General features: G+C 73.1%; 24 protein-coding genes and 1 other RNA gene. 14 read left to right on the top strand and 11 right to left on the bottom strand.

The window, feature by feature from the left end; genetic code table 11:
• The first annotated feature begins 3 nt into the window (after window positions 1-3).
• Complete coding sequence (locus BKD26_RS08590) at window positions 4-924, top strand: 3-oxoacyl-ACP reductase (RefSeq protein WP_084897227.1); 921 nt, start codon at window positions 4-6, stop codon at window positions 922-924.
• A 270-nt stretch (window positions 925-1,194) separates the two neighbouring features.
• Here BKD26_RS08590 and BKD26_RS08585 read toward each other — a convergent pair whose 3' ends face one another.
• A complete protein-coding gene (locus BKD26_RS08585; protein ID WP_084897226.1) occupies window positions 1,195-2,370 on the bottom strand; it encodes a hypothetical protein in 1,176 nt (391 codons plus the stop codon).
• Window positions 2,371-3,080: 710 nt separating this feature from the next.
• Between BKD26_RS08585 and BKD26_RS08575 the strand changes: the two genes are divergently transcribed.
• Genes BKD26_RS08575 through BKD26_RS40170 form a run of 5 tightly spaced genes read left to right on the top strand, consistent with a single transcriptional unit; the run spans window position 3,081 to window position 7,047 of the window.
• Complete coding sequence (locus BKD26_RS08575) at window positions 3,081-3,896, top strand: Nif3-like dinuclear metal center hexameric protein (protein ID WP_084897224.1); 816 nt, start codon at window positions 3,081-3,083, stop codon at window positions 3,894-3,896.
• The gene (locus BKD26_RS08570) at window positions 3,893-4,636 is read left to right on the top strand and encodes a C4-type zinc ribbon domain-containing protein (protein WP_179166486.1); all 744 of its coding nucleotides are present in this window, start codon (window positions 3,893-3,895) and stop codon (window positions 4,634-4,636) included. Before BKD26_RS08575 ends, BKD26_RS08570 begins: the two co-directional genes overlap by 4 nt.
• A gap of 8 nt (window positions 4,637-4,644) precedes the next feature.
• Window positions 4,645-6,021, top strand: coding sequence for a bifunctional RNase H/acid phosphatase (locus tag BKD26_RS08565; RefSeq protein ID WP_084897391.1), 1,377 nt, complete (start codon window positions 4,645-4,647; stop codon window positions 6,019-6,021).
• Window positions 6,018-6,869 carry a GNAT family N-acetyltransferase gene (locus tag BKD26_RS08560; RefSeq protein ID WP_084897223.1) on the top strand — a complete coding sequence of 284 codons (852 nt, stop codon included), beginning with the start codon at window positions 6,018-6,020 and terminating at the stop codon, window positions 6,867-6,869. Before BKD26_RS08565 ends, BKD26_RS08560 begins: the two co-directional genes overlap by 4 nt.
• Window position 6,870: 1 nt before the next feature.
• Complete coding sequence (locus BKD26_RS40170) at window positions 6,871-7,047, top strand: hypothetical protein (protein WP_179166468.1); 177 nt, start codon at window positions 6,871-6,873, stop codon at window positions 7,045-7,047.
• A 361-nt stretch (window positions 7,048-7,408) separates the two neighbouring features.
• Here BKD26_RS40170 and eda read toward each other — a convergent pair whose 3' ends face one another.
• A complete protein-coding gene (eda, locus tag BKD26_RS08555; RefSeq protein WP_084897222.1) occupies window positions 7,409-8,035 on the bottom strand; it encodes a bifunctional 4-hydroxy-2-oxoglutarate aldolase/2-dehydro-3-deoxy-phosphogluconate aldolase in 627 nt (208 codons plus the stop codon).
• A gap of 60 nt (window positions 8,036-8,095) precedes the next feature.
• Window positions 8,096-8,860, bottom strand: coding sequence for a peroxide stress protein YaaA (yaaA, locus tag BKD26_RS08550; RefSeq protein ID WP_084897221.1), 765 nt, complete (start codon window positions 8,858-8,860; stop codon window positions 8,096-8,098).
• A 127-nt stretch (window positions 8,861-8,987) separates the two neighbouring features.
• On the opposite strand from yaaA, the gene BKD26_RS08545 reads away from it, so the two are divergent.
• The gene (locus tag BKD26_RS08545; RefSeq protein WP_084897220.1) at window positions 8,988-10,430 is read left to right on the top strand and encodes an RNB domain-containing ribonuclease; all 1,443 of its coding nucleotides are present in this window, start codon (window positions 8,988-8,990) and stop codon (window positions 10,428-10,430) included.
• Here BKD26_RS08545 and BKD26_RS08540 read toward each other — a convergent pair.
• Window positions 10,381-11,211 carry a hypothetical protein gene (locus BKD26_RS08540; RefSeq protein ID WP_084897219.1) on the bottom strand — a complete coding sequence of 277 codons (831 nt, stop codon included), beginning with the start codon at window positions 11,209-11,211 and terminating at the stop codon, window positions 10,381-10,383. The two genes, BKD26_RS08545 and BKD26_RS08540, sit on opposite strands and share 50 nt — an antisense overlap.
• Window positions 11,208-11,987: a MerR family transcriptional regulator gene (locus BKD26_RS08535; RefSeq protein ID WP_084897218.1), complete on the bottom strand. Its 780-nt coding sequence runs from the start codon at window positions 11,985-11,987 to the stop codon at window positions 11,208-11,210. Before BKD26_RS08535 ends, BKD26_RS08540 begins: the two co-directional genes overlap by 4 nt.
• A gap of 155 nt (window positions 11,988-12,142) precedes the next feature.
• On the opposite strand from BKD26_RS08535, the gene BKD26_RS08530 reads away from it, so the two are divergent.
• Together BKD26_RS08530 and rnpB are read left to right on the top strand one after the other, a co-directional pair.
• Entirely contained in the window at window positions 12,143-12,721 is a 579-nt protein-coding gene (locus BKD26_RS08530; protein WP_084897217.1) for a Uma2 family endonuclease, read from the top strand.
• Window positions 12,722-12,753: 32 nt separating this feature from the next.
• Window positions 12,754-13,155: RNase P RNA component class A (rnpB, locus tag BKD26_RS08525), an RNA gene on the top strand.
• Between the two features lie 300 nt (window positions 13,156-13,455).
• Here rnpB and BKD26_RS08520 read toward each other — a convergent pair.
• Together BKD26_RS08520 and BKD26_RS08515 are read right to left on the bottom strand one after the other, a co-directional pair.
• On the bottom strand, window positions 13,456-14,343 hold the full coding sequence (locus BKD26_RS08520; protein ID WP_084897216.1) for a hypothetical protein: 888 nt from the start codon (window positions 14,341-14,343) through the stop codon (window positions 13,456-13,458).
• On the bottom strand, window positions 14,343-14,912 hold the full coding sequence (locus tag BKD26_RS08515; protein WP_084897215.1) for a sigma-70 family RNA polymerase sigma factor: 570 nt from the start codon (window positions 14,910-14,912) through the stop codon (window positions 14,343-14,345). The genes BKD26_RS08520 and BKD26_RS08515 overlap by 1 nt, the downstream gene beginning before the upstream one ends.
• Before the next feature lie 556 nt (window positions 14,913-15,468).
• Here BKD26_RS08515 and BKD26_RS08510 point away from each other — a divergent pair.
• The 4 genes from BKD26_RS08510 (at window position 15,469) to BKD26_RS08495 (ending at window position 18,540) form a co-directional block, all read left to right on the top strand.
• On the top strand, window positions 15,469-16,227 hold the full coding sequence (locus tag BKD26_RS08510; protein ID WP_084897214.1) for a helix-turn-helix domain-containing protein: 759 nt from the start codon (window positions 15,469-15,471) through the stop codon (window positions 16,225-16,227).
• On the top strand, window positions 16,224-17,021 hold the full coding sequence (locus BKD26_RS08505) for an XRE family transcriptional regulator (RefSeq protein WP_084897213.1): 798 nt from the start codon (window positions 16,224-16,226) through the stop codon (window positions 17,019-17,021). Before BKD26_RS08510 ends, BKD26_RS08505 begins: the two co-directional genes overlap by 4 nt.
• A 217-nt stretch (window positions 17,022-17,238) precedes the next feature.
• Window positions 17,239-17,712 carry a hypothetical protein gene (locus BKD26_RS08500; protein WP_084897212.1) on the top strand — a complete coding sequence of 158 codons (474 nt, stop codon included), beginning with the start codon at window positions 17,239-17,241 and terminating at the stop codon, window positions 17,710-17,712.
• A gap of 222 nt (window positions 17,713-17,934) precedes the next feature.
• Window positions 17,935-18,540: a response regulator transcription factor gene (locus BKD26_RS08495; protein WP_179166467.1), complete on the top strand. Its 606-nt coding sequence runs from the start codon at window positions 17,935-17,937 to the stop codon at window positions 18,538-18,540.
• Here the strand turns inward: BKD26_RS08495 and BKD26_RS08490 are convergent.
• The 4 genes from BKD26_RS08490 to lanKC all read right to left on the bottom strand — a co-directional run bounded on the left by BKD26_RS08490 (window position 18,470) and on the right by lanKC (window position 25,025).
• Complete coding sequence (locus BKD26_RS08490; protein ID WP_084897211.1) at window positions 18,470-20,380, bottom strand: ABC transporter ATP-binding protein; 1,911 nt, start codon at window positions 20,378-20,380, stop codon at window positions 18,470-18,472. The genes BKD26_RS08495 and BKD26_RS08490 overlap by 71 nt on opposite strands.
• Entirely contained in the window at window positions 20,377-22,110 is a 1,734-nt protein-coding gene (locus BKD26_RS08485; RefSeq protein ID WP_084897389.1) for an ABC transporter ATP-binding protein, read from the bottom strand. The genes BKD26_RS08490 and BKD26_RS08485 overlap by 4 nt, the downstream gene beginning before the upstream one ends.
• Before the next feature lie 96 nt (window positions 22,111-22,206).
• Window positions 22,207-22,362: a SapB/AmfS family lanthipeptide gene (locus tag BKD26_RS39025; RefSeq protein WP_107417792.1), complete on the bottom strand. Its 156-nt coding sequence runs from the start codon at window positions 22,360-22,362 to the stop codon at window positions 22,207-22,209.
• Window positions 22,359-25,025, bottom strand: coding sequence for a class III lanthionine synthetase LanKC (lanKC, locus tag BKD26_RS08480; protein WP_241518591.1), 2,667 nt, complete (start codon window positions 25,023-25,025; stop codon window positions 22,359-22,361). Before lanKC ends, BKD26_RS39025 begins: the two co-directional genes overlap by 4 nt.
• 222 nt (window positions 25,026-25,247) lie before the next feature.
• Here lanKC and BKD26_RS08475 point away from each other — a divergent pair, with 222 nt between their 5' ends.
• On the top strand, window positions 25,248-25,484 hold the full coding sequence (locus BKD26_RS08475; protein WP_084897209.1) for a hypothetical protein: 237 nt from the start codon (window positions 25,248-25,250) through the stop codon (window positions 25,482-25,484).
• The last annotated feature ends 135 nt before the right edge of the window (window positions 25,485-25,619 follow it).

The raw sequence follows: 25,619 nt of genomic DNA, 5'->3' as shown, positions 1-25,619 counted from the left end.
CCCATGTCCATGCCTCTACGGGACCTCTCCGCGATCGTCACAGGCGCCGGCCGGGGCCTCGGCCGCGCGGAAGCGCTCGAACTGGCCCGGCTCGGTGCGGCGGTCGTCGTCAACGACTACGGGGAGGGGTCGGCGGCCGCGGCCGCCGAGGTCGTCGCCGAGATCCACGCGGCGGGCGGCCGGGCGGTCGCCCACGTCGGGGACGTCGCCGACCACGCCACGGCCGGCGAGCTGGTGGGCCTCGCCATCGACACGTACGGCGGACTCGGCATCCTGGTCAACAACGCGGGCATCCTCCGCGACCGGATGATCTTCTCGATGAACGAGGCGGAGTGGGACGCGGTGATACGCGTCCACCTCAAGGGCCACTTCAACACCACCCACTTCGCGTCCGTCCACTGGCGCGAGCGCGCGAAGGAGACCGGGGCACCGGTCCACGGCCGGATCGTCAACACCTCCTCCGAGGCGTTCCTCGCGGGCTCGGCGGGCCAGCCCAACTACGCCGCCGCCAAGGGCGGCATCGTGGGCCTGACCACCTCCACGGCGCTCGCGCTCGCCAAGTACGGCGTCACGTGCAACGCCATCTGTCCCCGTGCCCGTACGCGTATGACCGAGGACGTCTTCGCCGGCTACAAGGAGCCCACCGCGAGCGACGCCCTCGACCCGCTGTCCCCGGACCACGTCGCGCCCCTCGTCGGCTACCTCGCCTCACCCGCCGCCTCCGCCGTCAACGGCCAACTGCTCGTCGTCCACGGCGGAATGGTCGCCGTGATGGAACGGCCCAGGGTGGCGGCGAAGTTCGACACGGCCAAGGAGGCGTTCTCGTACGAGGAGCTGGACGCCCTGCTCTCGCCGTACTACGCCGGCCGGCCGCCCGGCGAGACGTTCGGCGCCTCCGAGGTCCTGTCCCTGACGAAGGACTGAGCCGCGTACGGCGAAGGGGCCGCCCCTGGGGGATCTCCCCGGGGCGGCCCCTTGTAGCTGTCGTGCCGTCAGGCCGCGCTGTGGTGCGGATCCTTGCGGTGACGGCCGTGCGGCTGCGTCGAGAGGTCCTCCGTCGACGCCGCGCCCCCTCGGTGCTTTCCGGAGCCGCCGGCGTCCCCCTGCGGTCGCCCGTGGGTCGTGTCGGTGCTGGCTTCAGACATGTGGGAAGTCACCCCGTAGTGATCGCTGACGATGTTGCGGCCCGAGAGTCTATCCACGGGCTGTGCGGCCGGTGAGCGGTGCCTGCTGCAACGGCACCGGCTTGCACACACCAGGAGTCACCACGCGCCCGGACGGTTCCCCACCAGCGCATTCCGCTTGTGTCGATTGTGTGGTGACCGGATGCTGTACGGGTTCCTCCCGCATCGCCACGGCCGGGTCGACCCGGGCCAGGCCGCACGGCACCGACCGGGTCGCGTACGGCAGCCGCAGCACCCCCTCCCTGGTCCACAGCCCGGCCCCGGTCAGCCACCCCTCGGGCGCGGCCAGGTGGTGCAGCCGCCGCCCCGCCGGGCGCCACAGCCCCACCCAGCTGCCCGCCGCCGCGTCGATCCGCAACGCCACCGCGCACGCCTCCGGCGTCAGCGTCTGACCGGGCTGTATCGCGAACGGCGTCACCGCGGCGTCGGCCGGGCGCAGGCACTCCGGGAAACGCACCGGCAGCGAGCTCCCCAGAACGCCCCAGCCCAGCCGGTGGTGGCCCGGTGACGGCGCGTCGGACCGGATCAGCAGCAGCCCGCTGTCCGGGTCCGCGAGCAGCAGCCGGTCGTCGCTGCCGTCCGTGATCTGCAGCAGCGGCGTCATCTCGCCGCCCCGCTCCAGGTCGACCGCGACCGTCTTCACCGGCCCGCCCCCGGGCGGCCGCCGGTCCAGCGCGAGCATCCGGCCCGTACGGTCCAGCCACGCCCCACCCGTACAGCGCCCCCTGACCTCGGCGACGTGCTCGGGGCCGGCGCCGGCTCCGCCGGCCACCCGCCAGACACCCGTCGAGTGCTCCCCGGCGGCCAGCGCGTAGGCGCACGCCCCGTCCGGCGACGGCGGCAGCAGCCGCAGCGACGCCGACTCCACCGCGCCCAGCGGCAGTTCGCCCGTCCGCGGCCCGGTCGGGTACAGCAGCGAGAAGACGTACCGCCCGCCCACCCGGCGCCCGATCAGCACCCGCCCGTCCACCAGCGGAAGCAGCTGCGCGTGCGGGTCCTCGGGCTGGGCGGCCGGCAGCGGCACCGCGTACGGCTCCGGCCCGTCCAGCGTCCACCGCTCCGGGAACAGCGCCTCGCCGGAACCGGCCAGGCGTGCCGCGTAGGCGCCGTTCGCCGCGATGGTGAAACTCGCACGCGACACCGCGCCGTCGTCCTCCGCGGCGGTCTCGAGGGCACAGGCTGTCATCGAGTCGTCACCTCCGGCGACCGAAGCTAGTTTTCGCACTTCCAGCCGAACAACGGGAGCCCTCGCGCTTCACCTATAAGGGTGGCGATGTCCGGGTTCGCCTGAGAAAGGAGGTGCAGTTGTGCTGCCGGGGCGTCGAGCGAGGGCGACGACGACATCCCGTCCTGCCTCGTCCGGACCCCCCACTGCGGCCGGGCGAACGACGGCCGGGGTGGGGCCGTGCAGGGTCGTCCCCGCAGAGGTTGGCGGCTCCGTAACGGCTCCCATCTGTCGTCCCCGAGGCCGCCGGCCTCGAGGAGACGAGCCCGGAGGGGCCACGCCCGCCGCCCACCGGCCCCACCGGGCGGGCGCCGGGGCTGCGTGGGTGGGCGACCGGGCCGGGCCCGGCAGCCGGGTGTGCGACGCCCGGGGGTGCAGCCGCTGCCCCTCGCGGGCGGAGCACGGGGGTGCCGTCGCCGCTTCAGGCGGTGCCTTCACCGGGCGGTGCCTTCACCGGGCGGTGCCCTGACCGGGCGTAGCCCGGCCGCGTACCTGTGCGGCGCCGGGCCGACGGCGGGACGGCCGGACCGGGGCGGGCCCGGCGGCCGGAGGGCCGTACGCGCACGTCCGCGCCCGCCACCGGGGCGGGGCCCGCTCCCGTGGCGGGCCGCCGCAGTACGGGGGCGGCCACAGGTGTGGGGCGGGAGGGCAGGCCAGGTAGCCTTTCCTCCGTGCCCCGTCTGTCTGAAGTCATCGCCGAGCTCGACGCCCTCTGGCCGCCCGAGCGGGCAGAACAGTGGGACGCCGTCGGCACGGTCTGCGGCGACCCCGACGGAGACGTCACACGCGTGCTGTTCGCCGTCGACCCCGTACAGGAGATCGTCGACGAGGCGATCGCGCTCGGCGCCGAGCTGATCGTCGCCCACCACCCGCTCTATCTGCGCGGTACGACGACGGTCGCGGCAGGCCACTTCAAGGGCCGCGTCGTCCACACGCTGATCAAGAACGACATCGCGCTGCACGTCGCGCACACCAACGCCGACACCGCCGACCCCGGCGTCTCCGACGCCCTCGCCGGCGCCCTCGACCTGCGCGTCACCGGGCCCCTCGTGCCCGAGAACGGCCTCGGCCGGATCTGCGAGCTGGACCACCCGGAGACCCTGCGGGAGTTCGCCGCCCGCGCCGCCGAGCGGCTGCCCGCCACCGCGCAGGGCATCCGCGTCGCGGGCGACCCCGACGCCACCGTCCGTACCGTCGCGGTCAGCGGTGGCTCCGGCGACGGGCTCTTCGACGCCGTACGGGCGGCGGGCGTGGACGCGTTCCTCACCGCCGACCTGCGCCACCACCCGGCCTCCGAGGCCACCCACCACTCACCGCTGGGGCTGGTCGACGCCGCCCACTGGGCCACCGAGTGGCCCTGGTGCGAGCTGGCCGCCGCCCAGCTCGACGAGATTTCCGACCGCCACGGCTGGGACCTCAGGGTCCATGTGTCCAGGACGGTCACCGACCCGTGGTCCCACCACTCTTCTTCTGGAGCCCCCAACTGAACGCCGCGCCCGCCGACCAGATCCGACTCCTCGACGTCCAGTCCCTCGACGTACGCCTGTCGCAGCTCGCCCACAAGCGCACGTCCCTGCCCGAGCACGCCGAGATCGAGTCGCTGAACAAGGACCTCACCCAGCTGCGCGACCTGCTCGTCGCCGCGCAGACCGAGGAGAGCGACTGCGCCCGCGAGCAGACCAAGGCGGAGCAGGACGTCGACCAGGTGCGCCAGCGTGCCGTCCGCGACCAGCAGCGGCTGGACTCGGGGGCGATCACGTCCCCCAAGGACCTGGAGAACCTCCAGAAGGAGATCGTCTCGCTGGCCAAGCGCCAGGGCGACCTGGAGGACATCGTCCTGGAGGTCATGGAGCGCCGCGAGTCCGCCCAGGAGCGGGTCGCCGAGCTGACCGAGCGGGTCTCCTCCGTCCAGGCCAAGGTCGACGACGCGGTCGCCCGGCGCGACGCGCAGCAGCAGGAGCTGGACAGCGAGGCCGCGTCCGTCGCCAAGGAGCGCGAGCTCGTGGCCGGTTCCGTTCCCGCCGACCTGATGAAGCTGTACGAGAAGATCCGCCAGCAGCAGGGCGGGGTGGGCGCGGCGCGCCTGTTCCAGCGCCGCTGCGAGGGCTGCCACATCGAGCTGAACATCACCGAGGTGAACGACGTGCGGGCGGCGGCGCCCGACACCGTCGTACGGTGCGAGAACTGCCGCCGCATCCTGGTGCGTACGGCGGAGTCGGGCCTGTAATGCCGGACATGCGGGAACTGATCGTCGAGGCCGACGGCGGCTCCCGGGGCAACCCGGGCCCGGCGGGGTACGGGGCGGTGGTCCTGGACCCGGTGTCGGGGGAGCCGCTGGCGGAGGCGGCCGAGTACATCGGCGTCGCCACGAACAACGTCGCCGAGTACAAGGGCCTGGTGGCGGGCCTGAAGGCGGCGCGTGAGCTGGCGCCGGACGCGACGATCCGGGTCCGGATGGACTCCAAGCTGGTCGTGGAGCAGATGTCCGGGCGCTGGAAGATCAAGCACCCGGACATGAAGCCGCTGGCGGCGGAGGCGGGCCGGATCTTCCCACCGTCGCAGGTGACGTACGAGTGGATCCCGCGCGAGCGGAACAAGCACGCGGACCGGCTCGCCAACGAGGCGATGGACGCGGGCAAGCGCGGCAAGCAGTGGCAGCCGTCCTCGTCGACGGCCGCGCTCGACGCCGGTGCCCGCGCCGGTGCTCTCGACACGGGTGCGGCCCGCGTGGTCGGCGACGCGGCGGCGGGCGCGGCGAAGGCCCGCGCGGCGCTGACGGGCACGACGGAGCGGGCGGGCGGTGGCGCGGCGGCGTCCGACGGTACGGCGGGCGCGGCGCCCGCGAGCACGGCGGCCACCCGCGTGGCACCGGCCGGAGGGGACGCGCTCAGTGAGGTGGGCGTCGCCGCGGCCGCGAGCCGTACCGCGACGACCGCGACGACCGCGACGACCGCGACCCCGCCCGTCGGGTGGGCGGCCGCGGCGGACCTGGGGGCGCCGGCCACGTTCGTGCTGCTGCGGCACGGGGAGACCGCGCTGACGCCGGAGAAGCGTTTCTCGGGCAGCGGGGGCAGTGACCCCGACCTGTCCCCGGTGGGCCGCCGGCAGGCCGACGCGGTCGCGGCCGCCCTCGCGGCGCGCGGCACCATCCAGGAGATCGTGTCGTCGCCGCTCGCCCGGTGCCGTCAGACCGCCGCGACGATCGCGGCCCGCCTGGGCCTGGACGTCCGCATCGAGGACGGGCTCCGCGAGACGGACTTCGGCGCCTGGGAGGGCCTGACGTTCGCGGAGGTACGGGAGCGGTACCCGGACGACCTGGACGCCTGGCTGGCCTCCCCGAAGGCCGCCCCCACGGGCGGCGAGTCCTTCGCGGCCGTCGCGCGCCGGGTCGCGGCGACCCGCGACCAGCTGACCGCCCGCCACGTGGGCCGTACCGTCCTGCTGGTCACGCACGTCACGCCCATCAAGACGCTGATCCGCCTGGCCCTGGGTGCTCCGCCGGAGTCCCTGTTCCGCATGGAGCTGGCCGCGGCGTCGCTCTCGGCGGTGGCGTACTACAAGGACGGCAACGCCTCGGTCCGCCTCCTGAACGACACGTCGCACCTGCGGTGAGCGCCGGCGGCTGGCACGTCACCCATGACGTGGAGGAGTTCCGGCGCGAGGCGGAGCCGTACCTCGAAGCCGACCCGGCCGGCAACACCGTGCCGCTCACCGTCGCGGAGACGGTACGGCGCCACGGCCCCCGGGCGCTCGGGACCGAGGACGCCCGGTTCGGTTTCTGGCGTCGTAACGCCGGCGGGCCCGTCGAGGCGGTGTTCGTCCAGACACCGCCCAGGGATCCGCTGCTGGGGCCCATGCCGGAGGTGGCTGCCCGGCAGCTCGCCGAAACCCTGCGGGGAACACGTGTCGAGGGCGTGAAGGGCGGCGACGGGCCCGCGCGGGCGTTTGCCGCGGCATGGACGGCCCCTGGGGAGTCCTGGGCGGTCACCCGCCGCAGCCGGTTGTTCCGGCTCGGCGAGCTCGCACCGCCCCGGCCCGCGCCGCCGGGCACCGCACGGCGGGCCACCGCTGCCGATGTACCGCTGGCCGCCGCCTGGATGAGCGCCTTCGCCGCCGAGATCGGCGTGGGTCCGACCGTCGACCACACGGCGAACGCCGAGCGGCGGGTCGCGTACGGCGGGCTGTACGTCTGGGAGACCGGCGGCCGGCCCGTCTCGATGGCGGCCCACTCACCGCTCGTCGCCGGGCAGTCCCGCGTCGCGCCCGTCTACACGCCGCCCGAACTGCGCGGTCGCGGTTACGCGGGGGCCGTCACCGCAGCCGCCAGTCGCGCGGCCCAGGACGCCGGCGCCCGGCAGGTCCTGCTGTTCGCCGACGTCGCCAACCCCACCAGCACCGCGCTCTACCAGCGCCTGGGCTACCGCCCGGTCGCCGACCACGTCGACGTCGGGTTCGCCTGACGTGGGCCCCTGGGGCGACGACTACGAGGCGGAGACGGAGGCGGAGGCGGCCCGGGGCCGCTCCTGTGCGCTGCTCGCGCTCGCGCTCCCGGCCATCGCCTTCGCCGCCGCGTTCATCGCGGCCGGCGTCGCGGGCATCGGCCTGTTCGCGTGGCTGGTGGCGGCGCTCACCCCGTAGGCACCCTCGCCTTCGCCGCCGGTCCGTACGCCGGACAACAACCAGTCGACCGGCCCGACTCCGCGGCCCCACCCGGCCCGGCGGCGCCGCTCGGGATACGCCCCACAACCGCCCGGCGGTGTCCCCGGCCGGTCGGGCCGGAAGCAGCGGGCCCCGCAACGTGCCGACGGCGCGGCTCGTGACTCGGCCCCAGCCGGCCGCCAGGGCTCGAACACCCACAACTGGCCGACAACGCCCGATCGCGGCGCCCCGCACCCGGCTACCGGGCGGGCTCCCGGCGCGCCCCACAACTCGCCGGGCCGACCCGCGGTCGGCGCGCCCCATCAACCGGCCGACAGCGCCGGCTCGCGGCCCCGGCGTATCAGCTCCGCAACGCCGACGCCTCCCGCGCCAGCGATTCCACCCGCGACCAGTCCCGGCCCGCGAGTGCGTCGCCCGGCAGCATCCACGTGCCGCCCACGCAGCCCACGTTCGGCAGCCGCAGGTACGCGGGCGCCGATGCGAGTGAGATGCCGCCCGTCGGGCAGAACCGGGCCTGTGGCAGCGGGCCGGCCAGTGACTTCAGGTAGGCCGTGCCGCCCGCCGCCTCCGCCGGGAAGAACTTCATCTCGCGCACCCCGCGCTCCAGCAGCGCCACGACCTCCGAGGCGGTCGAGACGCCGGGCAGGAACGGCACGCCCGACCCCTCCAGCGCGTCCAGCAGCCCGTCCGTCCACCCCGGGCTCACCAGGAACCGCGCCCCCGCGCCCACCGCGTCCGCCACGGCCCGCGCCGAGAGGACCGTGCCCGCGCCGACCACGGCGTCCGGGACCTCGGCCGCGATCGACCGGATTGCGTCGAGCGCGGCGGGTGTCCGCAGCGTGACCTCGATCGCCGGCAGACCGCCCGCCACCAGCGCCCGCGCCAGCGGTACGGCGTCGGTGGCGTCCTCGATGACGACGACGGGCACGACGGGGGCATGGTCGAGCACGGACGGGGCGGAAGTCATGCGGCCATCCTGCCGAGCGGCATCACCTCCCGCAACGACCGTTGCAGCCTCCGCAACGTATCAGTGGATCTCGTCCACCAGCACGTCCAGCTTCCCCGCCCCCGGCGTCTCCACCACGTACCCCAGGTCCCCCAGCGCCTCCACCAGCTCACCCGGCGAACCGGGCACCGCGCCCGCCTCCAGCAGGCTCCGTACGATCCGCCCCTTCGTCGCCTTGTTGAAGTGGCTGACCACCTTCCGCGTCGGCGCGTGCAGCACCCGCACCGTCGCCGTCCGTGCCCCGACCTCGCCCTTCGGCTTCCACGCCGTCGCGTACGCCGCCGACCGCAGGTCCAGGACCAGCCCGTCCCCGGCCACCTCCGGCAGCACGGCCGCCATCGGCGTACGCCAGTACGCCCCGAGCGCCCCCAGCCCCGGCAGTTTCACGCCCATCGAGCAGCGGTACGACGGGATCCGGTCGTCCACCCGCACCGCGCCCCACAGCCCCGAGAACACCAGCAGTGACCGCCCCGCCCGCTCCCGCGCCGCCGCGTCCAGCGTCGCCAGGCCCAGCGCGTCGTACAGCACGCCCGTGTAGATCTCCCCGGCCGGCCGCGCACCCGCCGTCCGCAGCCCGGCGTTCTTCGCGACCTCGCCGCGCAGCCCCTCGCTCAGCCCGAGGACCTCCCGCGCCTTGTCCTCGTCGCCGGCGCACAGCTCCACCAGCTCCTCCAGCACGGCGGCGCGCGCGGGGGCGAGCCCCGGCAGCGACAGCGAACCCGGCTCCAGCGGTGCGCCGCTCCCCGATGCGGCCTTTCCTTCCGAGGGCGGCAACAGCACGAGCACGGTGGTTCTCCTTCAGTACGTACGAAAACGGGGATGCGGCCCCGCGCCAGCGTACAAAGCGCCGGAGCGTACGAAGCGCCGCACCGTACGAAGTGCCGCCCCGTGCCCCGCGCCCTACGCTCGACCCATGCCCCGCCGCCAGATGCGTGTGACCGGCGCGGCCGAGGCGCCCCTGCGGGCCGCCCTGCGCGCGCTGCGTACCGAGCTCGACGTCCCCGACGCCTTCCCGCCCGCCGTCCTCGCCGAGGCGGAGGCCGCCGCGAAAACGCCCCGGCTGCCCGGCCGCGACGCCACCGACCTCCCCTTCTTCACCATCGACCCGCCCGGCTCCACCGACCTCGACCAGGCCATGCACCTCACGCGCCGCGCCGACGGCGGCTACCGCGTCCACTACGCCATCGCCGACGTCGCCGCCTTCGTCGCCCCCGGCGGCGCGGTCGACGCCGAGGCCCACCGCCGCGTCCTCACCCTCTACTTCCCCGACGGCCGCATCCCCCTCCACCCGCCCGTCATCTCCGAGGGCGCCGCCAGCCTCCTCCCCGGCCAGACCGCCCCCGTGCTCCTGTGGCGCATCGACCTCGACGCCGAGGGCCGCCGCGTCGCCACCGACGTCCACCGCGCCCTCGTCCGCAGCCGCGCCCGGCTCGACTACGCGGGCGTCCAGCAGCAGCTCGACGCGGGCACCGCCGAGGAGCCGCTCGCCCTCCTCCGCGAGATCGGCACCCTGCGGGAACGGCTGGAAGTGGAACGCGGCGGGATCTCCCTCAACGTCCCCGAGCAGGAGATCGTCGAGCGCGACCACGGGTACGAGCTGGAGTACCGTGCCCCCCGTCCCGCCGACGCCTGGAACGCCCAGATCTCCCTGCTCACCGGCGCGGCCGCCGCCGACCTGATGACCGCCGCCGGCACCGGCATCCTCCGTACGCTCCCCACCGCCCCCGACGGCGCCGTCGCCCGGCTGCGGCGCTCCGCGAAGGCGCTGGGCATCGACTGGCCGCACCACGTCTCGTACGCCGCCCTCGTCCGCTCCCTCGACCCGCGCGACACCCGCCACGCCGCCTTCCTCCAGGACTGCACCACGCTCCTGCGCGGCGCCGGCTACACCGTCTTCACCGACGGCAAGACCCCCGTGCCGGCCGTCCACGCCGCCGTCGCCGACGAGTACACCCACTGCACCGCCCCGCTGCGGCGCCTCGTCGACCGGTACGCCGGTGAGCTGTGCGTGGCCGCCGTCGCGGGTGAGGGGCCCCCGGAGTGGGTACGGGCCGCCCTGCCCGGCCTGCCGCAGCGGATGGCGGAGGGCTCACGCCGGGCGGGCACCGTCGAGCGCGAGTGCGTCGACATCGTGGAGGCCGCCCTGCTCAAGGACCGGGTGGGCGAGGTCTTCGACGCGTACGTCGTCGACCTGCACGACCGCGACCCGTCCATCGGCACCGTCCACCTGGAGGACCCGGCGGTGGTGGCGCGCGTCGAGGGCGGCCCGCGCCCGCTCCCGCTGGGGGAGCGGCTGCGCGTACGGCTCACGCAGGCGGACCCGGGACGGGCGAAGGCCCTGTTCGCTCCTGCGTGAGCGCCCGCCTGACCGCGTCCACGAAACCCCGCGCGTCATCGGCATGGCACCGCACCAGGAGTACGGGATACCTCTTGCCCAGCAGCCGTACGGCCGTGACCGCCTCGCTCAGCTCGATGGTGACGGACGTCTGCGAGGCGACCGCCAGATTGAGCACCCCCTCCTCCTTCTCGTGAGAGAACAGCAGCTCGTGCCGTACGGCGCTGATCCGCTCCAGCGGTATCACCACGTCCACGTGCGCCCCCTGCCGCACCCGCACCGCGTCCCCGTCCACCACGTGCGGCCGGGTCACGGACGCCGCGTGCAACCCCAGCACGAACAGCACCGTGTAGACGTCCAGCACCAGGACCACGGCGTGGACGACCGGCCACGAGGCCAGCAGGTAGGACATGCCGGCCGTCTCCACCACGCACACGAACAGGAACCCGTACATGTACGCGGCCTGGTCCCGTGCGTGCCCGAACGCCTCGACCCCCGCCCCGCCGACCCCCTGCGGCCGCCGCGCCACCCACCGCACCAGGCTCACCATCAGCCGCAGCTCATGCCCCACCAGCCGCACCACCGGCTCCGGCACCAGCTCGTACACCGCCTGGCGCCGGGTCAGCCCCCGCCGCCGCAGCCGTACGAACACCACGACCTCCGCGCCCACCAGCGCGAGGACCGCCACCTCCGCCGCCACCACCACGGCGCCCGGTATCCGCACCCCCGCCACCAGGCACACGGCGAGCACCACCTCGGCCGGCAGCAGGGCGTACGCCACGCCCCGCACCACCCGCCTCACCGCGCACGCTCCGCGGCGATCCGCAGCGCCCGCCGGACGGCCTCCGCCTGCGCGGCCGAGAAGTCCGCGAAGAACACCTCGGTGAACGTCCCGCCCTCCAGGTCCCCCATGTCCTCCGGCACCACCTCGTCCGGCAGCAGCGCCGCCAGCGCCCGCGCGGTCTCCTCCACCCGTACGTCGTCGGCCGCCGCGTCCGCGAGCGCGTCGAGCCGTGCGTACACCTCGTACGCCCGCTCCATCGCACCCGGCGCCCCGGCCATCGTCCGCATGGCGCCCAGCAGCCGCGCCCCCTCCTCCTCCGGCACCACCGTCTCCAGCAGGGCGAGCATCTCCCGGTCCCGCACGGCCATCGCCGGTTCGGGCCCCGGCAGCGCGGCCGACGCCCGGGCCATGTCCCCGAACAGCTCCGCCAGTACCGGCGACACCGGCCCCTCGGCGGGCAGACGCCCCGCCCGGGCCTGCTCCAACAGCACCCCCAGCCGCTCCCGGCGCGCCCCGATCTCCGCCTGCTGCCGCGCCAGATCGGCGTCCAGCTCCTCCAGTACGTCGACGAGTTCCCGCCCCGCGTCGCCGGCCAGCACGTTCCGCACCTCGTCCAGCCCGAGCCCGAGTTCGGTCAGCCGCCTGATCCGGGCCAGCAGCACGGCGTCCCGCAGCGTGTAGTCCCGGTAGCCGTTGGCCAGCCGCCGGGGCTCGGGCAGCAGCCCGAGGTGGTGGTAGTGGCGTACCGCCCGCGATGTGATGCCGACGAGGCCGGCGATCTCTCCGATCCGCATGAGGCCCAGTAGAAACGTTGACGCCGCGGCAAGGTCAACAGCAATCCTGCGGCCTTCCTCGATCATGTGCCACGATCGAAGGAACGACTCCCATCTCACGGACAGGCGGCCCGGCGATGTCCCAGTCTGACGAGCGACCGAGGAAGGGGCGTGACATGACTGCCATGGCACATGCACCGCTCACGCAGGCGGATGACCTGCTGGAGGGCTTCCTGGCGCTGGAGACGCCGGAGGGCTTCCGAGCCGAGCTGATCGAGGGGGAGATTGTCGTGACGCCGCCGCCGGACGGGGACCACGAGGACTACAACAGCCTGATCGTGGAGCAGGTGATCAGGCGTTCCCGCACCCGCATGCAGTTCTCCGGCAACAAGGGCCTGAAGCTGCCGAGCGGAGGAAGCTGCCCCAGGAGCCACGTGATCCCGGACGGCACCTTCGCCCCCGCCGAGCTGCGACTCTTCCGGGGCGCGGAGTCCTGGATGCCGTGCGACGGCGTGGCGCTCGTCGTCGAGGTGACCTCCACCCGGCCGCAGCGGGACCGGGAGACCAAGCGGCGCTGCTACGCCCGTGGCGGCATCCCGCTGTACCTGCTGGTCGACCGTGAGGGGTCCTCGGTGACGCTCTTCAGCGACCCGGAGGGCGAGGACTACCGCCAGGTCGTCACGATGCCCTTCGGTAAGCCGCTGCCTCTCCCCGAGCCCTTCGGCTTCGACCTGGAGACCGCCGACTTCCTCTGAAGTGCTGCGGGTACCATGGTCTGCACGGCAGACGAGCCGGGCGGACGGCCGCGTGGAGACCCTCCGGGGATCTTCCCGAGGAACGTCCGGGCTCCACAGGGCAGGGTGGTGGCTAACGGCCACCCGGGGTGACCCGCGGGACAGTGCCACAGAAAACAGACCGCCGGGGACCTCGGTCCTCGGTAAGGGTGAAACGGTGGTGTAAGAGACCACCAGTGCCCAGGGTGACCTGGGCAGCTAGGTAAACCCCACCCGGAGCAAGGTCAAGAGGGGACACCTCGGTGTCCCTGCGCGGACGTTTGAGGGCTGCTCGCCCGAGTCCGCGGGTAGACCGCACGAGGCCGGCGGCAACGCCGGTCCTAGATGGATGGCCGTCGCCCCGACGACCGCGAGGTCCCGGGGCACAGAACCCGGCGTACAGCCCGACTCGTCTGCCATGGTGGCCCCGACCAGGGTTTTCCTTGGTCGGGGCCACCATGCATGTGGCCGCGTTGCCCGCCCGTACCTGGGGCCCTGCAGTCCCCCTGGACTTTGGCCGTGCCGGGCAGCGGGTGTCCTAGTCGCTGTGCTCCTTGCGGTGCCAGCGGGTCCAGACCCGGGCGGACAGCCAGGTGATGGCGACGACGATGACGCCGGCGATGACGTTCTCGATGATGTTGTGCATGAGGGCATGTCTCCTCCGCGCCGGTCGGTATGCGTGCCGGCCGGGCGCGGCGCTGTGGATAGAGATGGGGTTACCGGGCCGCGAGGCCCTGTGGCAGGTGCGCGTAACGCATGAAGAGCCGCGTTTCGTCGCGCATCGGAATCTCGCGGGCGAAGTTCTCGGCGAGTTCCGTGCGGTGGCGGACCGGCTTGGGTACGTGCCGGTCAGCGCGGAAACCGAGCATCCGGGAGAAGGCGCACCAGGCTCGGGAGTCCGTGCTCGGGCCGGTGGCCGCGTGGTGGGCGGCGAGCAGGTGCGCGGCGAGGGGGTCTCCGGCGCCGGCGGCGAAGCGCCACCAGTACATCGCGGACTCGCGCTTGTCGAGGCTGTAGAGCAGGCACCCGAAGGTGCGGGCTCCGGCTTCGTCGTAGTCCGCCGCGAATGCGGCGAGGGTGTCGATCTCGGCTGAGCGCAGCACTGTGCTGCACAGCTCGGTGACGTAGCCGAAGGCGAGGTACTGGCTCTTGGCGGGATCGGAGGTATTGATCGGTGTCGGGCGGCGGCGCCGTACCCGTGGCCGCCGCGGCTGCGGCCGCCCGTCCGGCCGCAGCGTGCGCGGGAGAGGACCGGCGGCCGGTGCGGGCAGCTGGGTGATCTCCGTGGTCTCGCCCGGGTGAGGGTCGTGCGCGCCGACGGCCGGGCCCGCGGGCGCGTACTGAATGCGTGCCGGCCGCCGGGCTTCGGAGGTGATCCGTGCTGCCAGGCGCTGCATGAAGTCCTCGGTGCTGTGCTGCAGGACTTGCGCGCGGATCGCTTCGGCCTGGCGGGTCATCAGCTTCATCGCGCCCTCCGTTCCCGCTCCGTCCCGCGGCTGGTCCCTCTCGGTCGGCTGGTCCGGGGTGTGCCCGGGTTTCCCGGCGTTGCGAGCGGTCTCTTCGTGGACGGTCCCGGCCTGTTGGTTCAGAAGGTCTTCCGGCATTAGGAGTCCCCTTTCTCCTTGGGAAGTTCCGTGAGCATGGGCTGAGTCAGCTGCTGACGGCCCCGGCACGCGGCGGTCTTCGCAGCGCTCTGGGTGATGCCGAGGATCTCGGCGGTCTGGGCGTAGGACAGCCCGATGAGGTCGTACATCTGAACGCACCGAGCCTGCTGCGGCGCGATGACTTCCAGTTCCTCCATGGCCCTGTCGAGCCGGTCATAGCGGCCCAGTTCGGTCAGGGCGGAGGCCGCGGGCATCTCTGCGACGAGGTGCTCGTTCTTCGTGATCCGCACGCTGCTGCGGTAGTAGTCGGTGATCGCGTCGTTGAGGATCTTCGTGGCGAGTGCGATGGGTTTCGAGGCCGCGAGGATCCGCTCGATCCGCCGGTGCATCGTGACCATGGCTTCCATCAAGGCGTCTTCGGCGTCGTGCAGGTTGCGCAGGCGGTAGGCGGCTATGCGCATGAACGTGTCCAGGTTCTCCCGGAAGAATTCCTCGCCGCGGGGGTCGAGGCCCGGCTGGCCGGGGTCGGGGCCGACGAGGTCGCGTTCTTTGCCGAACGGATCGTTCATCGGCCCCTCCGTGGTACCGGGCTGCTGCCGGAGGCCGGGAGTACGGTCGGGCGGTGCTGGTGGATCGGCCGGTCGGGCCGAAGGTCGGCCTGGTGACCGAGGGTGGAGCGGACCTGCGAGGCGGTGCGGGCGGCAGGCCGTTCGACGGCTCCGGAGCACGCGGTGGTCATCCGATAGACGCAGGCCGAGCCGTGCGTGTACCGGGTCCGAGTGGGCCCCACGAAGCCTCCTTCTTGATCCAGGATCGGAGCCCGGCGGCGACGTTGCCGTACGGGCGGAACAACGGCTTGTTCTGCCTTCACACCGATCCGGCACCCCTCTGGAGTTACACGTCGGCCCAAGATTTTCATACAGACAGTCATCGGTTCATCACATAAAGTCGGTCTACCAGGAGTGATGCGGCAACCAGGTGATCCATGTCACACCCCGCAGGGGGTGCCGCGCGGTCGAAGGCCCGCTGGGACGTGTCCGGATCGCGCATCGGTGCAACCGGTCGCGCAGCCGCGCGTGTGGAAGTCGTTGAACGCATGGAACTGACCAACAGGGGGAGTTGCTCATGTCCCGATGGAAGGAACTGCCCGCGGCGCTCGACGACAGCGAACGTCAGTTGCTCGTCCAGTTACGACGTCTGAAGGACCGCAGCGGTCTGAGTCTTGCCGCGCTCGCCAACAGGACCGGCTACAGCCGCTCTTCGTGGGAGCGGTACCTGAACGGAAAGCAGCCCGTGCCCCGTGAGGCGGTCGAAGAGCTGGCCCAGGTATGCGGCACGGACCCGACCCGCCTCGTGGTGCTGCACCAAGTCGCCGCACGCACACGGAAAGGCGGCGGGCCGGGTGAGCCGGCACCGTCCGGGCCGTCCACCTCTCCGGCACTGCGCGAGCCCCGTCCGGCGCGTACCTTGCCCATGCGACGTACGCTGGCGGCGGCAATCGCCGCTGTGGCGGTGTCCTTCGGCGCCGGGCTGATGACAGCAGGCGCCTGGGACGACGACGCTCCGGTGACGACAGCCGGCACCCGGGCCGCCACCACCGGCTATCTGCGCGGTCAGACGTACCGCTGCGACATCCAGCGCGGGAACGGGGAACTGCGAGCCGGCCACAGCGACACCCGCGCGATGCTGCTCGACATCAACAGCACCGGTTTCGATGTGGTGGAAGCACAGTGCCTGCTCCGCGAACACGGCTTCGACCCCAAGGCCTTCGACGGGCTCTACGACGAGCGGACCCAAGCGGCCACAAAGGCGTTCCAAGCCAAGCACGGCCTGGTCGTGGACGGAATCATCGGCCCGGACACCTGGGGGGAGCTGCGTCGATGATCACCAGTGCCGCGTGCGAGGAACTGGTGACCGAGCTGCGCCGGGCGCGGGAGCGGAGCGGTTTGAGCATGGCGGCGCTGGCCGCCCGTACTCCGTACAGCAAGTCGTCCTGGGAGCGGTACCTCAACGGGAAGAAACCCGTACCGCGTGGGGCAGTCGAGGCGCTCTGCCGGATCACGCGGGAACCCGCCGAACCGCTGCTCGCGTTGTGGGAACTCGCCGACGCCACGTGGAGCGGCCGGGGGCAGCACCCGGGCAGCGCTGTCCCATCGGCGCAGTCGGTCACCGCTCCGGGCGGGAAGCCCGCCGCGCGTCGGGGACGGTGGGCAGTGTTCGCCGGCGCTGCCGTGGCGCTGTTCCTGGCCGTGCTCGGGGTATCGATGGCCGGGACGCGGCAGGACCCACCGAGGGCCACCGCGGAGCCCCCGGTACGTAACCCCGGGTGTACCGCGGAGGCTTGCGAAGGCCTGAACCCCGTGGACATGGGATGCGGCGGCAGCGGGATGGTCCAGACCCTCGCCAGGCGCACCGCTTCCGGCGGCCGCCGCCTGGAACTGCGGCACGCCGAAGTCTGTCGCGCCCTGTGGGTACGGGCCACCGGCCTCGAAGCGGGTGACCGGGTCGAACTGCTCCTGGCCGACGGGCGGTTCCAGTACGTGACGGCCGAAGCAAGCCCCGAAGCCGGGAGGTATCTGTCGACCCCGATGTCCTCCGACACCGGCACGGGCACGACGGGAGTCCGCGTGTGCCTCAAGGCAGCGTCGAGCGGCCGGGAGGAGTGCTTTACCGGCTGAGGGCATGGAGGGCGGCCCCTCCCCGTCTCCCCACGTCCCATCCCGCACTCCGTCCCAGCAGGTCAGGGCGTGGGACGTCCCGTGTGCTCCCACACCGGCGGCCGGCTGTGGCCCCCCGTGGACCGGGCTGGGCATCGTTGCACCACACCAGGACCACGGCCCGGGAAGCAGGACCCGACGGGGGCACGCCGGACCGTGGCCGGAGAGGAACGCAGCCATGAACACGCGTACGAAGCTCGCGGCGCTCGCACTCACCGCCGGGGCCGTCACGGCTACGAGCGGTGCCACAGCGCCCTCGGCCGTGGCCCTGACCACGCCGGCGGCCCACTCCGTCGTCCAGCCGGCCGCGGCCGCGCCGGCCGACAGCGGCGACGTCCGGGCGGCGGGTTCCGGGTCGGCCGACCGGACGCTGAGGACCAGCAACGGAGCCGGTTCCGTTCGCGTCAAGTGGACCTGGCACAGCAGCGCGAACGGCAAGAGCTACTACGGCAGCTTCTGGGGGACGTTCTACGACCACGCCCCCAAGGACAAGAAGTACGTGCTGCTCCAGGCCAAGTGGCAGGGGAAGGGCTGGACGACCATACGCACCGCCGCGAAGGGCGGCACCTTCAGCGGTGACTACAGGGGCCTCAAGGGCCTGAACTTCAGGGCCTGCCTCCAGGGCGGCAAGTGCGGCGCACCCGCGTGGTGACCTCCCGGGACCCACAGGTCTGACCCCGTACCTCTGATCGCTCGCCGACCTGGCCCGCCTGGCCCCGGCAGTAGTTTCGCACTGCCGGGGCCAGGCGCTGGCTGGACACGGATTCACGGCCCGTACCAGTCGGCCGGCCCCACCGCCGAACTGAAAATCCCGGGCGGGGCGGGGATAATCATGTTCGGGGCCAGGTCTGGCAACCGGCCGCAGGGAGCGACATTGATCCGTGTTCTTCTCGTCGGGAAGACCCGCCTCGTGCGGGGGGCGCTCGCGGCTCTCCTCTCCCGCGAGGAGGACATCGATGTCGTCGCCGAGGCGGAGGGGGACGGGGAACTCGTCGCGAGGGCGATGCTGTGCCGGCCGGACGTGGCCGTGATCGACGTCGACTGCAAAGAGGGCGAGGAGTTCGCCGCGAAGGGTGAGCTGACGGCGCGGCTGCCGGACTGCCGGATGCTGCTGATGATGGCCTCGCCGACACCCGAACGTCTACGCCGGATGCTCGACCTGCACGCCGCCGGCGTCATCAGTACGAACGCCCCGGCGGACCGCCTGGTCCACGGCGTACGCAAGCTGGTGCGGGGGCAGCGGTTCATCGACCCGGAGTTCGCGCTGGTCGCGCTGGACGCGGGGGACAATCCGCTGACTCCGCGGGAGGTGGAGGTGCTGCGGATGGCCGCGGACGGCACTCCCACGGGGGAGATCGCCGAGCGGCTGTCGCTGTCCGTGGCCACGGTCCGCAACCACCTGTCGGCGATCACCAGGAAAGCCGGGGCGCGGAACCGGATCGACGCGATCCGGATCGCGCGGGAGTCGGGCTGGGTGTGACCGTGGACGGGTCCTTCCCGTCCCAGTGGCCGACGAGGTCGCGGTAGAGCGCGGAGCCCGCCATCAGCTCGTCGTGGGTGCCGAGGCTGACCCGCGTACCGTCCATGACCAGGACCCGGTCGGCCCGCAGCGCGGAGCTGATGCGGTGGGCGACGACCATCAGGGTGCCGGGGCCGCGGGCGAAGGCCTCTTCGGCGACCGCCTCGGCGACCGGGTCGAGGTGGCAGGTCGCCTCGTCCAGCAAGGCCAGTCGTGGAGCCGGGAGAAGGGCCCGGGCCAGGGCGATGAGCTGGCGCTCGCCGGCCGACAGCCCCTGCGGGTCCAGCGGCGCGTCGTAGCCGCCCAGCCGCTCGACGAGCGGTGCGGTCCCGACGGCGCGGACGGCCGACTCCACCTCCGCCGGGGCGGCGCCGGGGGCCAGGTAGGTGAGGTTCTCCCGGAGGGTGCCGGCGAAGACGTACGCCTCCTGCGGGATCAGCACCCGGTGCCGGGCCAGGTCCTCGCCGTCCAGGGCCAGGACCGGTACGCCGCCGAGGCGGACCTGCCCGGCCTGCGGGGCGAGGACCCCCGCGGTCAGCGCGGCGAGGGTGGACTTGCCGGCACCGCTCGGGCCGACCACGGCGAGGTGTTCGCCGGGGCGCAGTTCGAGGTCGAGATCCTGGACCACCGGCTCGGCGGACCGGGCGTACCCGAAGGTGACCCCGTGGAGCTCGACGCGGGAGTCGCGCGGGCGCGCCGGGGGCGACGGGTGGGGCTGGTACGTCGGGGGAGCCCCCGGTGGCGGTATGGGCGGGCTCCGGTCGGGCTCCGCGACGGCCCCGGCCTCGGGCTCCGGCCCTGGGCCGGACGGCGGCAGGGCCGGGGCGGGCGCGCCGGGGGGTGCCACCGCGCCGGTGGCGACCTCCGCGATCCGGCCGATGGTGACCAGCAGCCACAGCCCGCTGCTCCCGAGTTCCTCGACGAAGTCCTGCATCGCCGGGGTCAGGCTCTGCGACACGTAGGTGAGCGCTCCCAGGACCGCTCCCGCCGTCACGCCATTGCGTACGAGCCAGGGCACCCCGGCCAGGATGAGGACGAGCGGCACCCAGCCGCCGATCCCCAGGGCGATGGTCCGCAGCGCGGTGAGCCGTGCCAGGCTCCGGGTGGCCCGTGCGGTGGCGTCGACCGAGGCGCCGGTCCGTGCGCGGACGCGCTCTTCGGCACCGCACGCGATCACGTCCCGCAGCCCGCCGGTCACCGCGCTCGCGGTCTCCGAGATGCGCTCGTTGGCCAGGATGACGGCCCGCTGCCTCGCGGCCAGCGCCCGGAGCGCCGCCAGGAACAGCCCGAGCCCGAGGAGGAGCGGTGGCAGGACCAGGACGAGGAAGGCGGGGTCCAGGGTCGCCAGGCCCAGCAGCACGGTCACCGCCGTGACGGCGAAGCCCTGGACGAACATGACGACCGCCCCGTACGCCTCCCGGGCGATCTCCACGTGCTCGGTCAGGCGTGCCACACCGGCGGTGTCGGCGGTCCCGCCCGGCCGGGTCGAGCGGTGCAGCGTGCCGGTGGTCACGAGGGTGACCAGCTCGTCCCGGAACGGCTCGATCAGTGCGGCGAGGCCCAGGACGGCGTGCCGGGTCGCCCATGCCCCGACGACGAAGGCGCCCGCCAGCACGCCCAGCCAGGCGAAGCCGACGCCGGGCCGATCGGCCAGGAACCCCTGGTCGACGGCGCGGGCGACGGCGAGGCCGGACAGGAAGGCCGGCACTGCCTGCACCAGCGACCAGCCGGTCAGCCGCACGTACTCACGGCGCCGCCGGCGGAGCGAGGAGCGCAGGATCTCGCCGGCCCGCCCGTTCACCGCGTACCTCCCACGTCCGCGGTCAGCGGCTCCCGTTCGGGAAGGGCGTCCGCCCGGAACGCGGCGCGGTAGCCGGGGTCCGCCCACAGGTCATGGTGCCGCCCACGCGCGCGGACCCCGCCGTCGGCGAGCCAGACGACGAGTTCGGCCCGGGCGGCGGTGGAGGCCCGGTGCGTGACGATGAGCCGGGTGCGGTCGGCGAGGGCGCCCGTGAGCACCTGGCTGATGTGGTGCTCGGTCACGGTGTCGAGGCTGGCGGCGACGTCGTCGAGCACGAGCACACGCCCCGCCTGCGTGAACGCCCGGGCGAGCCCCACACGTTGTGCCTCCCCGCCGGAGATCGGGGCGTCGGCGAGCCGGGTGTCGTAGCCGTTGGGCATGTGCCGGATGAACGCGTCCGCCCGGGCCGCCTCGGCGTGCGCCACCAGCTCCTCCGTGGTCGGGGTACGAGGCCCGAACCCGATCGCGTCGGCGAAGGTCTCACCCAGCAGTACGGGGCGTTCGAAGCCGTAACCCACCGCTCGCCGCAGTTCACCCCGGTCCACGCGGCGCAGCGGCACGCCGTCCAGCAGCACCTCGCCCTCGTCGGGGTCGACGAGCCGCCCGGCCAGCGCGGCCAGCAGCGACTTGCCGGACCCGGAGCGCCCCACGACGGCGACCAGGGCGCCTCCCGGCACGGTCAGGTCGAGGTCCTCCAGGACGGTGTCGTCCCCCGCGCGTACCGTGACGCCCCGGAACTCCAGCCGTCCCCGGCCCTCGGGCAGGTGATCGGAGCCGTACTCCACGGGCGGTTCGGCGAGCACCTCGGCGAGCCGCCCGGCCGTCGCGCGCGCTTGGACGAGCTGGTTGAGCGTCCCCACCACCGAGCCGATGCCGGTGGCCATGACCACGTACTGACTGGCCGCGAGCACCTCTCCGGGCGTGATGCGCCCGCGGGTGAGTTCCAGGCCGGCCACGGCGATCACGGCGACCATGACCAGGGGGACGACGAGATCCTCCCGGGCCGACATCCGGGCGAGGGAACGCCACATCCCCATGCCGTGCCGGTGCAGCTCCGGCAGCGGGGCGAGCACGCGGCGCGCCTCGCGGTCCACGGTCTTCGCCGCGGCGATCGTGCGGCTTCCGGTCAGGGCGTCGGTGAGCCGTGCCGCGATCCTGCCCTGTGTGTCGAAGTAGCGGTCGTTGAGGTCGGAGATGTCGCGGATGAAGGCGCGGACCAGAGGTGCCAGGACGGGCAGGCCGACGAGGAAGGTGAGGCAGAGCCACGGGTCGATCAGCGCCAGGGCGACGATGGCGCCGATCGGGGGCACGAGGTTCATGAAGGCCCACACCATGCCCGATGCGACCTGCCCGGTCTGGGAGGCGTTGCCCACGAGCCGGCTCACCAGGTCACCCGGGTCGAAGCGGCGGGTGGCGCGGGTGCCGAGCGCGAGGATGTGCCCCAGCAGCGTGTGGCGCAGCCACGCGGTGGAGCGGGCCTCGGTCATCTCGCCCACGTAGTCGTCCAGCGCGTCGGCGACCACCAGGACGAAGATCAGCGCGCCGGTCAGGGCCAGCCACGGTGCCGAGTCCTGTCCGCCGAGGACGGCGTCGAGGGTGCGGCCCATGACGGCCGGCAGTACGACGCCGGCACCAGTGATGAGCAGCGACGTGACCAGCATGACGCCCACCCAGGGGCCGCCCCGCAGAGCTGCCGCGAGCAGCAGACGGTTCGCGGAGTGTCGGTCCATGGGCTCCTCCCGGGCGTGTGCGGTGTCGGTCATGCGGTCCGTCGCGGGACAGGATGGGTACGGCGGGGACGCGCGGAGGCGTCCCCGCCCTTTTCGTCAGTGCCCGAGCCTGATCTTGAGACCGAGCCTGACCCTCACGCCGACGCCGATGCCACCTCCGCGGCAGCTCTTGGTCGACGACGTGTTTGAGCCGCCGTGCGTGGCGGTCTCCGGGCCCGGCGTTTCCAGACCTTGCAGATCGAGGAGTGTCATGTCATGTCACCTCCCTTCCTCGCGAGATCCGATGGTTCGGCTGTGTGCCGCTCCCCGTCGGCCGACGGGGAGCGCAGGAACGGGAGTTGCACGGGGGCGTGGTGGAGGGCGGCGCCGAGGGCGAGCAGCACGCCGGCGCTGCCGGTGGCCAGGTCCATGGAGAGCCGCATGAGTGCCTCACCGGGGAAGGCCAGGTGGCCCTGGTAGGTGAGGGCCTGCCGGGAAAGGCGGCGCACATGGCCGGCGACCACGGGGTCCCGCTCGGCGGCCGTGCCGACGGGATACGCGCGGCTGAGGTGGAGGATCATCCCGGCCGTGCCGCTGAAGATTCCCGGCTGGCTGGAGAACTGTGCCGAGGCCGCCCTGCGGATCTCGGCCGCTGCCGCCGTGAACTGCTCGTCCTGGCGGTGGGCCAGGTAGTCGTCGAGGACGAGGCCGATCCCCACGCTCCCCTCGGCGAGGTACGGCACGGTACGCCAGCCCTCATTGACCTGCATCCCTCCGCTTCTGCGGACGACGCAGCGGCGCAGGTCCCGGCGCAGGGCCGTGGCGGCCACGTCGAGGAACGCCGGGTCGCCGGTGTGCTCGTACAGCCGGAGGAACAGCAGGGCGGGCCCCGAGGAGCCGCGCATCAGTCCGGCGTGCGGGTTTTGGCCGCCGCTGGTCTCCGGTATGCCGTCGGCGGGGCCCAGCCGGTCGGCGACGAGCTGCGCGACGCTCATGGCGGCGTCGTGGATCACGGGTTCGCCGGTGACCGCCGCGAAGTGCTGGAGGTTCAGGCCGATGCCCGCGAGCCCTCCGTGCAGGTCGAGCCCCAGTGCCTCCCACTGGTCGTCGTCGGCGCTCATGTCGAGGACCTTCAGGGCCTCGTCGCGGTGGCCGAGGCGGTCGAGCACATGGGCGACGCCGTGCAGGCCGTCGTAGAAGCCGATGCGGGCGCCCGGCTCAGGGCTGAGGGCCCGCCGCACGAGCCACTCCTCGTGCCCCGGGTGGCGCCCGGCGCCGGTCACGTCCAGCGCGTACAGCACCCCGGCCGCTCCGTACGCGACGCCCAGGCCGCCACCCGGCGCCCCGAACTGCTCGATGTCGCCCGGGAAGAGCCGGTCGTCGCGGTCCGGTGTGGCGGCGGCCAGGATGGCGGCGGCCAGGGAGTCCCGGGCGCGCAGCCAGCCGTCGTGGTCGGCGTCCAGCCGCGGCTCGGTGCCGTCGGCAGGCGTACGGCTGTCGCTTCCGGTGATGAACCATACCGCCTCGTCCAGGAACGCGCGGGGTACCGGGAACGACTGGCGGGCCTCTCTGGCGAGCTGCGCCGCCTTGGCCTGGTCCAGGTCGATCAGCTGGGTCAGCGGCATGAACATGTGCAGGCGCAGGCAGGACAGGGCGTAGCGGTCGATGTCGAACCCGGTCAGTTCGTCCGGGGCCTGGAACCCGGGAGCGGCGAGGGTCTGTGGCCGTCCCTCCGCCGGGTCCGCCGCGACCTCGAAGTCGATCAGCACCACCCGGCCATCGGGGCGGACCAGGATGTTGGACGGGTGGACGTCACCGATGACCAGGCCCCGGTCGTGCACCGCGGTGACCGCCCGCTCCACCCGGCCCGCCAGGTCGACGGCCCAGGAGGTGTAGGCGACGGCAGCGGTGTCGTCCGGTTCCGGGTCGTCCGGTTCCGAGGACGTCAGGGGGTACCGCTCACGGAAGAGGTCCGTGAGCGGCTGCCCCTCGATGAACTCCTCGACCAGGAAGTGGTGCTCACCCAGGACGAAGTGGTCCCGAAGCGCCGGTACGCAGTCGAGGCCGGCCAGCCGTTCCAGCGTTTCCCGCTCGCGGTGCAGCCTGCTGACCGCGTCCGCACCGTCCTCCGTGAGCCCCGCGTACGGCCGCGCTTCCTTCAGCACCACGCGCTCGTCGGTGCGGGTGTCCCTACCGGCGTACAGGCCGCCGCCGTTGGAGAAGTGCAGGGCCTTTTCGATCCGGTACGGCAGGTCGGCGACGGTCGTCCCGGCCCGTGCGGCGAGGTGGGGCTCCAGGAAGCCGGGCAGCGTCACCCACTCGGGCACCTCGAACACCGGCTTGCGCAGGTCGGGCACGAGCCGGCCGGACGCGTCCTCGACGGCCAGCACCGTCTCACCCGTGTCGGGGGAGACGCAGTACCGCCTGACGAAGCCCCCGTACCTGACGTACAGGGGCCCTGACGCCCAGCGCAGATCGCTGAGAATGTACGGACCGGGCCGGCCGTGCAGGACGCCGTCCAAGTCGGTGAGGACGTCCTTGAGCCGGGCCTCGTCGGCCGGGTAGATCGTCACGAACTTCCCGCTCGCGCCCCGGGGCGCGTATTTGATGTTGGCGTTGAGCAGTGCGTCGAGGCCGGGGCGGAATTTGAAGGAGATCCGCCGGGCGATGCAGTAGTCCCACACCGCGCCGAGGATCTCCTCCGCGTTGTCGAGGCACGCCGATACATGGACCTTCCACCCCTGCGGGGGCAACTCGGCGCCGTCGGGGTGGAGGACCACCCAGTCGTCGAGGTCCTCACGCACCCATGTATCGGGAACCGGACACCGGGTCTGCTCGAAGTCGCCGTCGCCGTCGCTGTCGGCGGCGGTGTCGCCGGCGCGTGCGGGGGTGTCGTAGAAGAGGGAGTCCGTAAGGCAAAAGGCCTCGTAGCGCATGTCCACGGGAGTCTCCGCTCATGGGCTGGGATGCCCGTATCCGCCCAGGATCATTAGCGAGGATTGCAGAGCAGACCGGCCGCGGAACACCACTGTTCATCACGCGTACGGTGGGAGAAGTGACCCGCGGGATAGGAGAAACTCCCGTTTCACCGTCGAACACCAGAAGATCCACCAGCGAACAGTCGCGGGTTCGACCTGGGGAAACGAATATCGCGGAGGTTGTCTCGCACACCATCCGGCAGGCATGAGCGGTGTGGCTGGAAAGAGGCCCTCAACGATTTCCTGGAGCCGCTCCGGACGAACCGCCGGCAGTACGAGGCGGAGCCGGGCGAGGTCATCGAGGCGCTGCGGAAGGGAACCAGCCGGGCGAACGAGGTCGCCGAGGAGACCCTCGCGCTGGCGAAGCGCGCCATGCGGCAGGACTTCTTCGGCCGCGTGCTGTCCTCCGGCGGCTGACGAACCCGGCGGTCGGCCCGGCACTCGGGCATCAACCCGGCACTCCGGCGATAGGCCGGCACTCGGGCCGTTCACCTCGGCGCTCCCGCGATCAGCCCGGCACTCGGCCGTTCACCCGTTCACCCGTTTGGATAG

Source organism: Streptomyces sp. CB03238, from assembly GCF_002099185.1.
GTDB lineage: Bacteria > Actinomycetota > Actinomycetes > Streptomycetales > Streptomycetaceae > Streptomyces.
Note: the sequence above shows the minus strand (reverse complement) of the source record. Positions and strands in the feature narration are given on the sequence as shown.